We start from the raw sequence: 13,712 nt of genomic DNA, 5'->3' as shown, positions 1-13,712 counted from the left end.
GATCAGTCCCCGCGTGGTCATACGTCCTCGCCGTACTGCATGCGCCGGTAGGGCACGCTGAGCACGTCGCGGGTGATGCGCACGTCGATCACGGTGGGCCGGGGGTCGCGGACGTACTCGGCCAGCGCGGCGCGCAGTTCGTCGGTCGTGCGGACGGTGGCGCCGCCGCCGCCGAGTGCCTTCCCGACCGTGCCGAGTTCGGGGGTGGGGATGACGGCGAGCTCCGGGTCGAGGCCCTTGGCCTTCGCCTTGTGGTATTCCGCGCCGAGGCCTTCGTCGTTCATGACGACGACGAGCACCGGAAGGCCGTAGCGGCACGCGGTCTCGAACTCCGACAGGTGCATCAGGAAACTCGCGTCGCCTTCGACCACGAACGTCGGCTTGCCGCCGTTGGCGACGACGGTGCCGATGGTCAGCAGCGGAGCCTGGCCGATGGCACCGAACATGCCGTAGTTCGAGGTGATCTCGCGGGACCGCTGGAAGAGCATGGTGCCGAAGTCCGTCTGGTGTCCGCTGCCGAGCACCAGCCCGATCTCGCCGGGAAGTTCGGCGTCGAGCACCGAGATCGCCTCGCGCGGGTCGAGCAGGCCGGGCTGACTGCGGAACTCGGCGGGGTCGATCAGCGGGGCCGTGAGCCGGCCGTGCACCTCGGGGGTGTGGAAGCCTTCCATCTCGATACCGCGAACCCCCAGCGCGCCTGTCAGGGCAACGAGGGCGGTGACCGCGTCGGCCTGCATGTAGCAGTCGGCGACCTGACCGTTGCCCATCACCAGGTGCGGCGCCGTGTCGATCTGGATGAACCGGGCTTCGGGGAACAGGTATCCGCTCTCGATGGTGTAGTGGTTGAGGCTCGCGCCCACCGACACCACGCAGTCGGCCTCCTGCAGCAGTTCCATCGCCAGCCTGCTCCCGAACAGGCCCGCGATCCCCACGTGGTACTCGGTTTCGGCGCTGAGCCAGTTCTTGGCCTGCAACGTGGTGGCGAGTAGGGCGCCGGTGCGACGCTGAAGCGCGAGGATCTGCTCGCCTGCTTCCGCGTTGCGGGCGCCCCGACCGGCGACGATCACGACTCGTTTGCTCGCCCCGATGATTTCGCACGCCTGCTGGATCCGGTCCGGGTGCGGTAGCAGCTTGGGGGTCCGGAGCAGCTCGGTGGACGGGACGTACGGCATGTCGTCCTCGAACTCCTGCAGCTGCACGTCGAACGGGGCGCTGATCATCACCGGCCGGGATTGGGTGCGGGCCAGGTAGAAGGCGCGCTGCACCACTTCTGCGGCCGACTCGGCCTTGGTCACCTGGAGGAACTCGCACTCGATCGCGGCGGCGAACCGGCGCTGGTCGAGGTACTGCACGGCGCCCTCGTCACCCAGCGGCGTCTCCCCGCAGAACGCGACCAGCGGGATGCGCGCACGGCTCGCCACGATCATCGACGTGGCTAGCTGCGCGGTGCCGGGCCCGCTCGTCGTCGTCACGACACCCGGCCGGCCGGAGGCGCGGGCGTACCCGTGCGCCATGCTCAGGCCCGCACCCTCGTGACGCACCTCGTACAGGCGCGTCCCACGGGTGGCCAGGGCATTCATCCAGTGCATGTTGGCGTCGCCCATCATGCCGAACACATCCGTGGTGCCCTCGGCGGCGAACGCTGCTGCGAGCGCTTCGTAAACCTTCACTGCGCGACCTCTTCTTGCTTGTGGTGGTTCCGGACGTGGCTCGCGAGGCGCGGGAACACCTTCAGCGCGTTGCCGCCGTAGATCGCCTGCCGGTCGGCGTCGCTGATGGAGTCGATGGAGTCGAGCAGCGCCTTGGTGTCGTCGAATCGGTGCCCGGTCTCCGGGTCGACGCTGCGGACGGCGCCGATCATCTCGGAGGCGAAGAGCACGTTCTCGGCGGGGATGATGTCGGTGAGAAGTTCGAGGCCCCGCTTGTGGTAGACGCAGGTGTCGAAGAAGACGTTGCGCAGCAACGATTCCTCCAGTGGCGGCCTGCCCTGGTCCTGCATCATCCCGCGGTAGCGGCCCCAGTGGTAGGGCACCGCGCCGCCGCCGTGCGGCAGGATCAGCCGCAGCGTCGGGAAGTCGGTGAACAGGTCCGACTGGCACAGCTGCATGAAGGCTGCGGTGTCGCCGTTGAGGTAGTGCGCGCAGGTGCCCTGGATGGCGGGGTTACGCGACATCGCGACGTGGATCATCGCGGGCACGGCCAGTTCCACCATCTTCTCGTAGAGCGGGTAGTAGATCCGGTCGGTCAGCGGCGGCGCCTGCCAGTACCCGTCGGAGGGGTCCGGGTTGAGGAGGCAGCCGACGAACCCGAGTTCTTCGACGCAGCGCTCGAGTTCCGCCGCCGACCGGCGGATGGAGGAGGCCAGCGCGTCGCCGGGCGACTGAGGAAGCTGGCACACCGCGGCGAAACGGTCCGGGAACAGGCCGCACACCCGGGCGATGAGGTCGTTGCTGACCTGCGACCAGACCAGGCTGGTCTGCTCGTCGCCGTAGTGGTGGGCCATCTTTCCCGCGCCGGGGGAGAAGACCGTGAGGTCGGTGCCGCGTTCGAGTTGGAGCTTGAGCTGCCCCTGTTCGATCGCGGCCGTGATCTCGTCGTCGCCGATGTGCAACTCGTCGGGTGAGACCCGCGCGCCCGAATCGTCGAACGCCTTGATCTGGCGCTCGCGCCACTGTCCGAGCGCGGGTGGCGCGGTGGTGAAGTGGCCGTGACAGTCGATGATCATGAAGGTTGTTCTCCAGGTGAGTGTTCGGGGTCAGGAGCGACCGGTGAGTTTGCGGCCCAGTTCCAGGCCGGGATAGCTGCGCACCGGCGCGGACATGAGGAAGCGGTAGCCCTCGTCGAGCACCCGCTCGACGTTGCTCGTCGTCACGTGCGGGTGGCCGACCACGACTTCGTGTTCGTGACAGATCTTCACGATCCGGCTCCTGGCCTCGACCATCAGCGGGTGGTCGAGTTGACGGGGCACGCCCAGTTCCTGGCTGAGATCGCCTTCACCGATGAGGATGAGACCGATTCCGGGCACCTGTTCGAGGATGGCCGGGAGGTTCTCGATGCCGAGTTGATCCTCGATCTGGATCACGACGAGGATCTCGCCGTCCGGGGCGAGTGGCCACACGTCGGCCTTCGCGTAGTACTCGTCGTTCGACAGGCCCCAGTACCGTGCGGCGGCCGCAGGCGCGTCGCCGCGCAGGCCCGGCGGGTCGTACCGGTCCTCGCCAGGCAGGCGGGGGTACCGGCAGGCCGCGACCGCATTGCGCGCTTCCTCGACCCGGCTGATGTGCGGCCACACGATTCCGTACGCCCCGAGGTCGAGAGCCTGCTTCGCGTGCCACTGGCCCTGTTCGGCACCGTTGACGGGAACCCGGATCAGCGGAGTGGGCGACGGGGCGAGCGTGCCCGATTCGAATATCCGTCGCCGGTTGAGCAGATACTGCAGGCTGTCCCGCAACGTCGTTGCGTCCCAAGGTTTGTGCTCGGCCTCGAACACCAGACCGTCGTAGTCGCTGGTTGCGAAGTCGAGCGCCGCCGCCGGCTCGGGAGCCGCGAACGCCGCGAAGGCGTGCTGCCCCGATTCCAGCGCACCGATCACACTATTGAGTCTTGCCACTTGCCACTCCGCTCTGCTCGCTCTGTCGCTTGTGAATGGTCCTGCGCCACCAGGCGCGCACGCGGGCCCACACGGTCGGCCGGCTCGGCGCCGGCACGACCGCGGTCTCCCCGGCGCACCGGCGCACCAGTTCGTCCGTGAAGTCGTTGGTCATCCGGGACACCACGGCGCCGGCGCCCGCCTCGATCACCGACGCGAGCTTGCCCGCGAGGGCCACCTCGCCGGTCACCTGCACCCGTGCGCCGCCCGCATGGTCCTCGGTGATCCGGAAGTTCGCGTGCGCGGTGAACCGCGTCGCGCCCTGCCCGTCCCGCCCGCGCGCCGAAAGTCGTCCCTCCCAGGCGGGCTCGTCCAGCTCCAGCGACATCCGGGCGCCGAACCGCACCCGGATCGCGCTGAATTTCACGACCAGCGTGCCGTCGAACGAGCCGTCGTCGTGGAACTGGCCGAGTTCGGCACCGTTGATGCACGACACCACCTCGGTGGGGTCGGAAATGACCGCCCACACCCGCCCCGGTGGCGCGGGTACGGCGATTGCTTCGTCGATCTTTATCACAACTGTGTCCTCGCTTGACGATCGTGAACAGCCACCACAGACCACTGTGGCGCTTCGGGGAAACTCGCGAGACTCGATCAGCGAGCTGGTGTCGGAGGGCGTGCCCTCGCCGGCAGCGAGCAGGCCGGTCGCCAGATAACACTGGCGTCATCCGAGTCTCCCCGGTCGGCTCTCAGATTGTTTAACAACTTTCTGTCGTCAGACTAGCAGCGGAGTGCGGCGAACAGCAAGAACTGGATTTCCCGACGCCGGAGTGCCCATCGTGCCCGACTCGATCGCGCTCATTTTGTAGAACAATTCGGGTTGGTGAGCCGATTGCCCCAGCATGATCGCGCCGGCGGACGCGAACCCCGTGTCTTCGCCGCCCGCATCGACCCGGCTTCCGCAAAATTGTTAGACGATCCGAGCCTCAAAGGCTTGTAATGGGCGTCACTCCCGCGTAAATTGAGCGAAACCGTAAGACAAAACCGATATTCACCCATCGGTCGAATGACGGCATCGGCGCACTGACACCAGTGCACTCCCCGGGTTCGGAGGCACACCACATGCACTCCCCGGGTTCGGACGCAACAGAGGAGTTGTATTCATGTCCACAACCTTGTCCATCGCGGCGAAGTCCTACCCGCACACGGCGTTCCTCGCGGAACCCGGCTTCAGCGTCGAGGGACATCCCGTCGAGCTCGCGGCAGCGGATCCGATCTACAAGGCGTTCGCTCCCATGGTGCGTGAGCTCCGGTACGACTTCAGCGAATTGGCCATCGCCACCTATCTGCAGGCCCGCGAGGCAGGAGCCCCGATCGCGCTTCTGCCGGTGGTACTCAGCGGCGACTTCCACCACCACTCCCTGACCCGCTGGCCCGGTTCGGCCGAGATCAGCCCGGCGGACCTGGCAGGCCGGCGGGTCGCGGTCCGGGCCTACAGCCAGACGACCGGTCTGTGGGTGCGCGGAATCCTGCACGAAGAGTTCGGCGTCGACGCCAAGGAAGTCACCTGGGTGACCACCGAGGAGCCGCACGTCGCCAGCTATGTCGAGCCGCCGAACGTCGAGCGCACGACCGGCAAGGTGCTCGACGTGCTCGAGCGCGGCGATGTCGTGGCCGCCGTCCTCGGTCCGCCGGCGCTCGACGGGGCGCAGGGGCCGCTGGTGCCGATCATCCCGAACTGGCGGGAGGCCGAGGAGGCATGGGGAGCCCGGCACAAGACGGTGCCGATCAACCACGTGCTCACCGTCCGGCGTGACCTCCTCGAGGCCGAGCCTCGCACAGTATCGGCGCTCTACCAGGCTTTCGGAGACCGGATCGAGGCGCGCAAGGCCGCTGAAACCGAGCCCGGTCCCCGCGTGCGCGCCCTCCGTTTCGGAGTGACCGACGAGCTCGTCGCCGGTCTGCAGATCGCGATCGACTACGCGTTGCAGCAGAACGTCATCCGCACACCCGTGACGGTGGCCGAACTCCTCGACGACTTCACCCGGCATCTCGGCGAGCTCGCCTGAGCGCGCCCGCCCGCCACTTTCCGCCCGCCACCCCACCCACCAGTCGTGAGGTACTGATGTTCACAGTCGACACACACACCCACATCATTTCGCCCGACACCGATGCCTACCCCGCAGACCCGCTCGGCGGACACCGGTCCACCTGGTCCCAGGAACGGCCCACCGACATCGACGGCCTGTTGCGGGCCGCCGACGCCGCCGACGTCGACCACCTGGTCGTCGTCCAGGCCTCCACGGTGTACGGATTCGACAACAGCTACGTAGCCGACCAGCTCACAAGGCACCCCGACCGCCTCAGCGGGGTGTGCTCGGTGGACTTCCTCTCCCCGAAGGTGGTCGACGACCTCCACCACTGGATCGACGAGCGGGGCTTCTCGGGGGTCCGCATCCGTGCCGCGGACGGAACGACCGCCGTCCCGACACCCGGCCGCGGACTCGACGACGAGCGCATGGCGCCGGTCTGGCAGTTCCTGTCCGACCGCCGCGTGCCGGTCTGCATCCAGATGCACGCCCAGCACGCTCCGATCCTCGCCGGGCTCCTCCAGCAGTACCCGGGACTCACCGCGATCCTCGACCACGCGGGCCGACCGCAATTGGACTCCGCGCCGTACCCGAACTCGGACGGAGCTCCCCAGCTCAGCGAGACGGGCCGCGTGTTCATCAAGATCACGCCGCCGGCCGTACTCCGCGCGCAGCGCGAGAGCGGATCCGCGGCACCGCTGGTCCGCACGCTGATCGAAGAGTTCGGGGCGGCCCACGTCATGTGGGGTTCGAACTTCCCCGCCTCGGCCGGATCGTTGTCGGACTTGGCCGACCTCATCAGGGAGCAACTGCCGTCACTCGACGCCACCGACCTGGAGCTGATCGCGGGCGGCACCGCCGGCCGGCTGTACGGGCTCGCCCAGGGCAGCTCCGTTTCCACCGCCGCGAAGGAATGTTGATCGCTATGAAGCGCTTTCGGCGCAGGCTCTGCATGGCCTCGGTCATGGCAGTCGCCGTCGTCCTGACCGCCTGCGGCGGTCCGCCGCCTGTTCCGGACACGAAGAACCTCGACGAGCTGTACCAGGCGGCCAAGGCCGAAGGGGAGGTCGTCTGGTTCGCGCCGAAGCCGGAGGCTCAGATGAAGCCGGCGATCGACGCGTTCGAGAAGAAATTCCCAGGGATCGAGGTCAGGTACACGAACAAGAAGGCTCCGGATCTGGTCACCCAGCTCAATGTGGAGCAGGCCGCCGACCGGGTGACGTTCGATGTGTCCAACGCAGGTGGGCTCACGGTCTTGCCGTCGCAGTCCATGGCGGCGAAGGTCGACTGGGCATCCTACGAGGTGCCCAGCGACCAGATCTTCGCCGACGACTTCGTCTACGTGTGGGCGGTACCGAAGGTCTGGGCCTACAACACCGACGCCCTGGTCCCGAACGATGTGCCCGCGAGCTGGGACGACCTGCTCGATCCGCGATGGAACGGCGGAAAACTCAGTGTCGAGTCGCGCGGGTCCTTCATGACCGTGTGGGCCCAGGACCCCACCCTCGGCGCCGACGCCGGTCTCGACTACGCGTCCCGGCTGGCCGAGCTGAATCCCCACTACACCGAAAACACGACGCAGGCTCACACACTCGTCGTGTCCGGCCAGACGCCGGTCGGCACCGACCTCATCAACCTCGTGCTCGCGGACGAGTCGAAGGGCGCGCCGGTCGCCGTCGCACCGGTGGGCCCCACGAACGCCAACAAGTCCTACCTGTTCGTGGCCGACGGTGCACCGCACCCGGCGGCGGGTCGCCTGCTCACCGCCTTCCTCGCCTCCGAAGAGGGCCAGTCCGCATTGGTCGGCACGTACAACTCTGTCATTCCCACCAACACGGACTGCACCGACGCCGCCACGAACCGTGTCATCGGCGCCCTATGTGACGCCGGCGTCGAATGGTTCAGCGAGACCGACATCGCGCAGTACGAGCAGTTCTCAGATTTCTTCCCCGAGGTCGAAGAGGCCTTGGGCACCAACGTCAACTGACGGCTCCCACCGCCGCACCGCTGCCCGTGACGGGCGGCAAACTCTATCCCCTCACCCTTGGAGACTTCAGCGATGCAGTCCGGCACCCAGCTCTCCACCGGCGTACGCCCTCGACCCGACGACGTACGCCCTCAGCCCGCCGACGTACACCACCCCAAGCGCCGGGACCGCGTCCTGGTCGGCGTCAACATCGCCATCGGCGCGATCGTCGCCTATCTCATGCTCTTCCCCCTGGGAATGCTGTTGTTCAGCAGCCTCAAGGACAGCGAGACGAAGCTGCCCTTCCAGGTCCCCGGGTTCACGCTCGACAACTTCACCGCGATCTTCTCCTCGAAACGCCTGGTCGACGTCGCGCTCAACTCGTTCGTCTTCGTGGTCGGCACCGTGTCGCTGGCATTGGTTGTCAGCGTCAGCCTGGCCTACCTGTTCGAGCGGACCGACATTCCGGGACGCCGTTTCCTCGCGCCGAGCACGCTGGCCCCCATGGCCGTGCCTGCCACGGTCATGGCGGTGGCGTGGGTCCTGGCGGCCAACCCCACCAACGGCCCCATCGCCATCGTCATCGAGCGGGTCTTCGGGCTCTCGATCGACATCTACTCGCTGCCGGGCATGATCCTGGTGGCCGGCATCTTCGGTGTCCCGGGCATGTACATCATGCTCGCGCCGACGTTCGCCCGGCTCAACCTCGAATTCGAGGAGGCCGCGGCCACGTCGGGTGCAGGCTGGTGGACGCGAACCCGCAAAGTGGTTCTGCCGCTGACGATGCCGGGGATCTCCGCGGCCAGCATGCTGCTCGTCGTCATTGCGCTCGAGGAGTTCGCGATCCCGGCCATCCTCGGAATGCCGGACCAGATCTTCGTGTTCAGCAGCCTCATCCAGGCGTCCCTGCAGCCGCCGTCGGGTCTTGCCAACTACGGCCAGGCCAGTGCCTACGGCATCATGCTCGTCCTGCTGTCCCTCGTGATGATCGCCGTCTACCGGCGTCAGACCCGCGAGTCCCACCGATTCCAGGTGGTGGGCGGCAAGGGGTACCGGTCCACACCGGTGCGGCTGGGGCGGTGGCGCATCCCGGTCGCCGGCATCGTCTCGTTCTACGTTCTCGTCGCGATCATCGTGCCCATCCTGACCCTGGTCTGGACGAGCCTGACCCCGTACCTGCAGCCGATCAACTTCGACAACCTGGGTGCGCTCAGCCTCGCCAACTACGGCGCGATCTTCACCAACCCGAACCTGACGCACGCCGTCGTCAACACCCTGGTGATCAGCCTGATCACGGCGACGCTGACCGCCGGGTTCGCCCTGTGGCTGGCACTGGCCTCGACCCGCGCCGGGCGCCTCGGCAGGGGCCTGTTCGATCTGTCCTTCCTGGTCTTCGCCATCCCCAGCGTCGTGCTCGGCATGGCTGTGCTGTTCCTGTACCTGTACCTGCCCATCCCGATCTACGGCACGATCTGGATCATCATCATCGCGTTCACCACCCGCTACATCCCACGCGGATCACGCATGATTCAGACGGCACTGTTGCAACTCGACAAGGGACTCGAAGAGGTGGGCCGCGTCAGCGGGGCGTCCAACGCCGTCGTGCTGCGCCGGGTGGTCTTCCCGCTCGTCGCTCCCGCGGTGTCGAGCACGTGGCTGTGGGTGTTCGCCAACTCCCTGGGCGAACTCCCGATCGCGCTGCTGCTGTCCAGTTCCGACAACCGCACCGTCGTGGTGCTGCTGTGGGACATGATCGGTGAAAGCGCGAACTATCCCGAGGCCAGCGCCCTCGCGGTCCTCCTGCTCGCCCTGTCCGCCGTCTCCGTCTGGTGGGTCAACCGCCGTGGCTTCCAACAACACATCTGAGGTGCCGTGAACATGAAAACCCTCGTTGGTTCCGACCATTCCGTGCAGATCTCCGGCCTGCAGAAACACTTCACCCGCCCGCACAGCGGCGAGGTGACCCGCGTCATCGACGATGTCAGCTTCTCCGTGCCGCAGAACAGCTTCTTCACCCTGCTCGGGCCCAGTGGGTGCGGCAAGACGACCACCCTCCGCTGTCTCGCCGGACTGGAGACCGCCGACAGCGGCGAGATCTGGATGAACGGCCAGGCCGTTTTCTCGGCCGCGGCGGGGCGCGACGTGTCTCCCGACGTCCGGCCGATCGCGATGGTGCCGCAGTCCTACGGGATCTGGCCGCACATGAAGGTGTTCGACAACGCCGCGTTTCCCCTGCAGTACGGCCGGAAGACGTACCCTCGCGCCGAGCGGGAGCGTCGCGTCCGAACGATGCTCGAACAGGTGGGCCTGTCGGAGTACGCGGACCGATGGTCCACCCAGCTCAGCGGCGGCCAGCAGCAGCGGCTGGCGCTGGCCCGCGCCCTGCTGTGCGAGCCGGAGGTCCTGCTGCTGGACGAACCGCTGTCCAACCTGGACGCCAAGCTGCGCTCACAGCTGCGCGCCGAGTTGCGCTCGTTCCAGCAGAAGTTCGGCGTCACCACCATCTACGTAACGCACGACCAGGGTGAGGCCCTGGCCATGTCCGACACGATCGTCGTCATGAATCGTGGTCGGATCGAACAGATCGGATCACCGAGCGAGATCTACGATTCGCCCGCGACACGGTTCGTGGCCGACTTCGTCGGCAGCGCCAACCTCATCCCCGGAGTGCTCGACCGGCCGGCGGGCTCCGGCGACCGCGTCGTCGACGCCAAGACGACCGTCGGGGTGGTGCGGTGCGAGCGTTTCACCACCCCATCCACCCCGCCCACCCCCGGCCAGGAAATGTTCGTGTGCATCCGGCCCGAAAACATCCGCATCATCCCCGAGGAGCGGGAAACTCACGGTCCCAACCGATTCCCGGGGCGCATCGTGACCACCGAGTATCTCGGCGACCGCCAGGAGATGGTCGTGACCGTCGGGGACGTGTCGCTCCGCGCGCACGCCGACGCGCACCTCCGTGCTCGCCCGGGCGACGACGTGACCGTCGTCCTGGACCCGGCATGGACGGTCGCGCTGTGGTCGTAACCGCCGCGTGGGAGCGGGCGGCCGGCGTGTCGTTCTGAGTCGGTGAGGACCTCCTCACGAATGGAGGAGGTCCTCACCGCCAGTGCTCAGCTGACGGGAGCGCCGAACCACCGCGACAGTTGCTTGTCGAGTCCCGCCTGGTCGTCGCCGGCCCAGGCGACGTGGCCGTCCGGACGGAGTAACACGGCAGGCACGCCCAACTCGGCGTCGGCATCCGCGACGGAGTCGACCCGATCCGCCCAGCCGTCGACCGAGAGCCGGCCGGTCCGGTCGAGCAGAAGTCCGCGGCCATGGTGCATCTGTTCGTACAGGCGCCCGCTCCCGAGACCGATGTCCCGGAGCCGTTTGCCGAGCAGTTCGTGCCCGTCGCCGAAGTCGTAGCGGATCCCGATGGCGGTGACCTTTTCCATCAGGTACCGGCTGACGACCTCGAAGTCCATCAGCTCCGTCACCAGCCGGCGCACAGCTTGGGGGCCCGGTTCGGTGGACATGAGTTCGCTCTGCGCGCGGGTGTTGTTCAGTACGTCGGCGCCCACCGGGTGCCGTTCGGAGTGGTAGCTGTCCAGCAGATCGACCGGTGCCCAGCCGTTGATCTCGGCGGCCAGTTTCCAGCCCAGGTTGAAGGCGTCCTGGATCCCGAGGTTGAGGCCCTGTCCTCCCAGCGGTGGGTGCACGTGCGCGGCGTCGCCCGCCAGGAACACCCGTCCGGCCCGGTAGCGCTCGGCCTGACGGGTGGCGTCGCCGAAGCGGGAGAGCCAGCGTGGTGAGTGGACACCGAAGTCGGTGCCGGCGAACGCTCGCAGCTGCCGCTCGACCTCCTCGAGCGTCGGGGGGACGGTGCTGTCCTCGGTGACGCTCTCGGCGGGGACGACGACCCCGTACAGGCCGTTCCCGGCGGGACCGACGCCGAACCCCTTGTGGGTCTTGCGGACCTCGGCAACGATGGCGGACAGTTCCTCCGGCGGAGTGATCACCTCCATCTCACCCCGTAGCCACTCGACCTTGGCGGGTTCGCCGGGGAATCCGACGCCGAGCAGCTTGCGGACCGTGCTGCGGCCGCCGTCGCAGCCGACGAGGTAACGCGCACGCACCTGCTTGCCGAGCGACCCCGCCTCGGCGAGTTCGACGGTCACCCCGTCGGCGTCCTGGCTCAGGCCGACCAGTTCGCAGCCGCGCCGGATGTCGGCACCGAGTTCGGCGGCGTGCTCGGCCAGCAGCCGGTCGGTGACCGGCTGGGGGATGCCGAGGATGTAGGCGTGCGCGGTGTCCAGATGTTCGGGCCACGGTTTGTCGATGCCGGCGAAGCGACCGCCACCCGGGTACTGCGTGCCCTGCTCGAGGAACCGTTCGAGCAGCCCGCGCTGATCCAGGATCTCGATGCTGCGCACGTGCAGGCCGAGCGAACGGACCTGTTCGTTCGGCTCGACCTCCTTCTCCAGCACCAGCACGTCCACATCGTGCAGTCGCAATTCGGCGGCCAGCATCATGCCGGTCGGTCCGCCGCCGGCGATGATCACATCAGTCATGAAGCCCCGTTCATCCTTTCCGCAGATCCCGCTGGTCGTCCGACGTCGGGAAGTTCAGCTGAAGCGCTCGCCGGGCCGAAGACAGGTGATGCCGCATCGCCGCGGCGGCGGATTCCGGGTTGTGCGTGACGATCGCCGCGAGGATGGCCTCGTGCTCCCTGACGGAGTCGGTGCGTGGGTTCGCGCGACGGTCCGCGTCGCGGTACTGCTGCATGACGAGCGGATAGAGCAGGCTGTCGACGAACCTGGTGAGTGTGGCCTGCCGTGCCGCCCGCTTGACCTGTTCGTGAAACTTGCGGTTGAGATTCCAGTATTCCTCGCGCCCGCCCGGTACCTGCAAGTCCCACATGCGCTTACAGGTCTCGGTCATCGCGGCGATGTCCGCCTCGGTGGCGCGTTCGGCGGCCTTCGCTGCCAGCGCCGACTCCAGGACCGCGCGGGTCTCGAGAATTTCGATCGCCTCGTCCACCGAGAACGAGCGGGTGCGAGCGCTCCGGTTCGCCTCGGTGGTGACATAGCCCTCTTGGGCGAGGCGTGCCAGCACCGAACGGATCGTCCCCCGTGAGACCTGGAGTTGGGTGGTGAGTCCCGACTCGGTGAGGCGGGAGTCCGGTTCGTAATGACCGGAGAGGATCAGGGCGCGCAGATCGTGATACGCCTGCAGCGTCCGGTTGGCGCCCGAATCGGGGCCGCCCTCGTTGTCCGGGTCTGCGCCCGCAGCTAGCACCATCGTGTGTCACCTGACTCGCCGGGACGAGTGGGCAGCGTCGTCATCGGAGCCTCACCCGTCAGGTTGTACAACAACATCGAACGTACCGTGTCGAGCGCTCGATGCGAACGCAGTTCGGGGGCATGAAGATCTTCCCTTCCTGAGTCGATCAGGTCCGTGCTGACGTGCACTATTGTTGCACAATTTCGGTGCAACGCCGATCGCCGGCGCACCACAAGTGATGCGCCGGCGAGCAGGTCCGCGGCGGGCCGATCAGAACAACCAGGGGACCTCGTCGTGGCCGAAGTCGTGGAAGTCGCCGAACCGCCCCGAATAGAACACCAGGCCGGTTCCTTCGCGGCAGCGCATGTCGGTGACTTCACCGTAGAAGACGCGGTGGTCGCCGATGTCGTGGGCGCTGTGGATCCTGCATTCGAGTTGGGCCAGAGCGTCTTTGATCAGCGGCAGGCCCGAGCGGCTGCGATCGCAGGGCAGATCGTCGAATCGGGCGCCGCCGCGGGTGGCGAACCGCCGGGCGAGTGCTTCCTGGCGGGACCCGAGGATCGAGACGGCGAACGAGCCCGCGGCCTCCACGGCCTCGGTGGTGCGGGAGCCGTGGGTGAGCGAGACGAGCAGGATCGCCGGGTCCAGGCTGATCGAGGTCAGGGAGCTGATCGTCATGGCGCTGGGGTCGCCGTCCCCGTCGTCGGCGCTGACGACGGCGACCCCGGTGGTGAACCGGCCCATGCTGCGCCGCATGTCCGTGGGGGTGGGGGCGTGGAATGCCGGAAGGGTCATCGCGGGC

Annotated in this window: 12 protein-coding genes; 5 read left to right on the top strand and 7 right to left on the bottom strand. The window is 67.5% G+C overall.

The window, feature by feature from the left end; all coding sequences use genetic code 11:
• Positions 1 to 17 precede the first annotated feature (17 nt).
• Genes BLV94_RS26295 through BLV94_RS26280 form a run of 4 tightly spaced genes read right to left on the bottom strand, consistent with a single transcriptional unit; the run spans position 18 to position 4,166 of the window.
• On the bottom strand, positions 18 to 1,670 hold the full coding sequence (locus BLV94_RS26295; protein ID WP_072943575.1) for a thiamine pyrophosphate-binding protein: 1,653 nt from the start codon (positions 1,668 to 1,670) through the stop codon (positions 18 to 20).
• Positions 1,667 to 2,725, bottom strand: coding sequence for an amidohydrolase family protein (locus BLV94_RS26290; protein ID WP_072943573.1), 1,059 nt, complete (start codon positions 2,723 to 2,725; stop codon positions 1,667 to 1,669). Before BLV94_RS26290 ends, BLV94_RS26295 begins: the two co-directional genes overlap by 4 nt.
• A 30-nt stretch (positions 2,726 to 2,755) precedes the next feature.
• Positions 2,756 to 3,610 carry an HpcH/HpaI aldolase family protein gene (locus BLV94_RS26285; protein ID WP_072943570.1) on the bottom strand — a complete coding sequence of 285 codons (855 nt, stop codon included), beginning with the start codon at positions 3,608 to 3,610 and terminating at the stop codon, positions 2,756 to 2,758.
• Positions 3,594 to 4,166 (bottom strand): SRPBCC family protein, encoded by a 573-nt coding sequence (locus tag BLV94_RS26280; protein ID WP_072943569.1) that lies wholly within the window; start codon positions 4,164 to 4,166, stop codon positions 3,594 to 3,596. Before BLV94_RS26280 ends, BLV94_RS26285 begins: the two co-directional genes overlap by 17 nt.
• Before the next feature lie 586 nt (positions 4,167 to 4,752).
• On the opposite strand from BLV94_RS26280, the gene BLV94_RS26275 reads away from it, so the two are divergent.
• The 5 genes from BLV94_RS26275 (at position 4,753) to BLV94_RS26255 (ending at position 10,672) form a co-directional block, all read left to right on the top strand.
• On the top strand, positions 4,753 to 5,658 hold the full coding sequence (locus tag BLV94_RS26275) for a substrate-binding domain-containing protein (protein WP_072943567.1): 906 nt from the start codon (positions 4,753 to 4,755) through the stop codon (positions 5,656 to 5,658).
• A gap of 56 nt (positions 5,659 to 5,714) precedes the next feature.
• Entirely contained in the window at positions 5,715 to 6,599 is an 885-nt protein-coding gene (locus BLV94_RS26270; RefSeq protein WP_072943566.1) for an amidohydrolase family protein, read from the top strand.
• 5 nt (positions 6,600 to 6,604) lie between these two features.
• Complete coding sequence (locus BLV94_RS26265; protein ID WP_244163663.1) at positions 6,605 to 7,666, top strand: ABC transporter substrate-binding protein; 1,062 nt, start codon at positions 6,605 to 6,607, stop codon at positions 7,664 to 7,666.
• 72 nt (positions 7,667 to 7,738) lie between these two features.
• Positions 7,739 to 9,511 carry an ABC transporter permease gene (locus BLV94_RS26260; protein ID WP_072943562.1) on the top strand — a complete coding sequence of 591 codons (1,773 nt, stop codon included), beginning with the start codon at positions 7,739 to 7,741 and terminating at the stop codon, positions 9,509 to 9,511.
• 12 nt (positions 9,512 to 9,523) lie between these two features.
• Positions 9,524 to 10,672 (top strand): ABC transporter ATP-binding protein, encoded by a 1,149-nt coding sequence (locus BLV94_RS26255; RefSeq protein ID WP_072943560.1) that lies wholly within the window; start codon positions 9,524 to 9,526, stop codon positions 10,670 to 10,672.
• Positions 10,673 to 10,758: 86 nt separating this feature from the next.
• On the opposite strand, the gene rox is transcribed toward BLV94_RS26255, so the two are convergent.
• From rox to BLV94_RS26240, 3 genes are all read right to left on the bottom strand, one after another.
• Positions 10,759 to 12,198, bottom strand: coding sequence for a rifampin monooxygenase (gene rox / locus BLV94_RS26250; protein ID WP_072943558.1), 1,440 nt, complete (start codon positions 12,196 to 12,198; stop codon positions 10,759 to 10,761).
• Positions 12,199 to 12,208: 10 nt separating this feature from the next.
• Entirely contained in the window at positions 12,209 to 12,928 is a 720-nt protein-coding gene (locus BLV94_RS26245) for a GntR family transcriptional regulator (protein ID WP_143051421.1), read from the bottom strand.
• Between the two features lie 252 nt (positions 12,929 to 13,180).
• The gene (locus BLV94_RS26240; protein WP_072943556.1) at positions 13,181 to 13,705 is read right to left on the bottom strand and encodes a flavin reductase family protein; all 525 of its coding nucleotides are present in this window, start codon (positions 13,703 to 13,705) and stop codon (positions 13,181 to 13,183) included.
• Between the last annotated feature and the right edge of the window lie 7 nt (positions 13,706 to 13,712).

It is taken from the genome of Rhodococcus koreensis, from assembly GCF_900105905.1.
GTDB classification, from domain to species: Bacteria; Actinomycetota; Actinomycetes; order Mycobacteriales; family Mycobacteriaceae; genus Rhodococcus_F; species Rhodococcus_F koreensis.
This window is presented reverse-complemented; position numbering and strand designations above follow the sequence as displayed.

Coding starts and splice junctions, on each gene's coding strand:
- BLV94_RS26290 (WP_072943573.1), bottom strand. CDS start 2,725: ATGATCATCGACTGTCACGGCCACTTCACCACCGCGCCACCCGCGCTC.
- BLV94_RS26275 (WP_072943567.1), top strand. CDS start 4,753: ATGTCCACAACCTTGTCCATCGCGGCGAAGTCCTACCCGCACACGGCG.
- BLV94_RS26270 (WP_072943566.1), top strand. CDS start 5,715: ATGTTCACAGTCGACACACACACCCACATCATTTCGCCCGACACCGAT.
- BLV94_RS26265 (WP_244163663.1), top strand. CDS start 6,605: ATGAAGCGCTTTCGGCGCAGGCTCTGCATGGCCTCGGTCATGGCAGTC.
- BLV94_RS26260 (WP_072943562.1), top strand. CDS start 7,739: ATGCAGTCCGGCACCCAGCTCTCCACCGGCGTACGCCCTCGACCCGAC.
- BLV94_RS26255 (WP_072943560.1), top strand. CDS start 9,524: ATGAAAACCCTCGTTGGTTCCGACCATTCCGTGCAGATCTCCGGCCTG.
- rox (WP_072943558.1), bottom strand. CDS start 12,198: ATGACTGATGTGATCATCGCCGGCGGCGGACCGACCGGCATGATGCTG.
- BLV94_RS26245 (WP_143051421.1), bottom strand. CDS start 12,928: ATGGTGCTAGCTGCGGGCGCAGACCCGGACAACGAGGGCGGCCCCGAT.
- BLV94_RS26240 (WP_072943556.1), bottom strand. CDS start 13,705: ATGACCCTTCCGGCATTCCACGCCCCCACCCCCACGGACATGCGGCGC.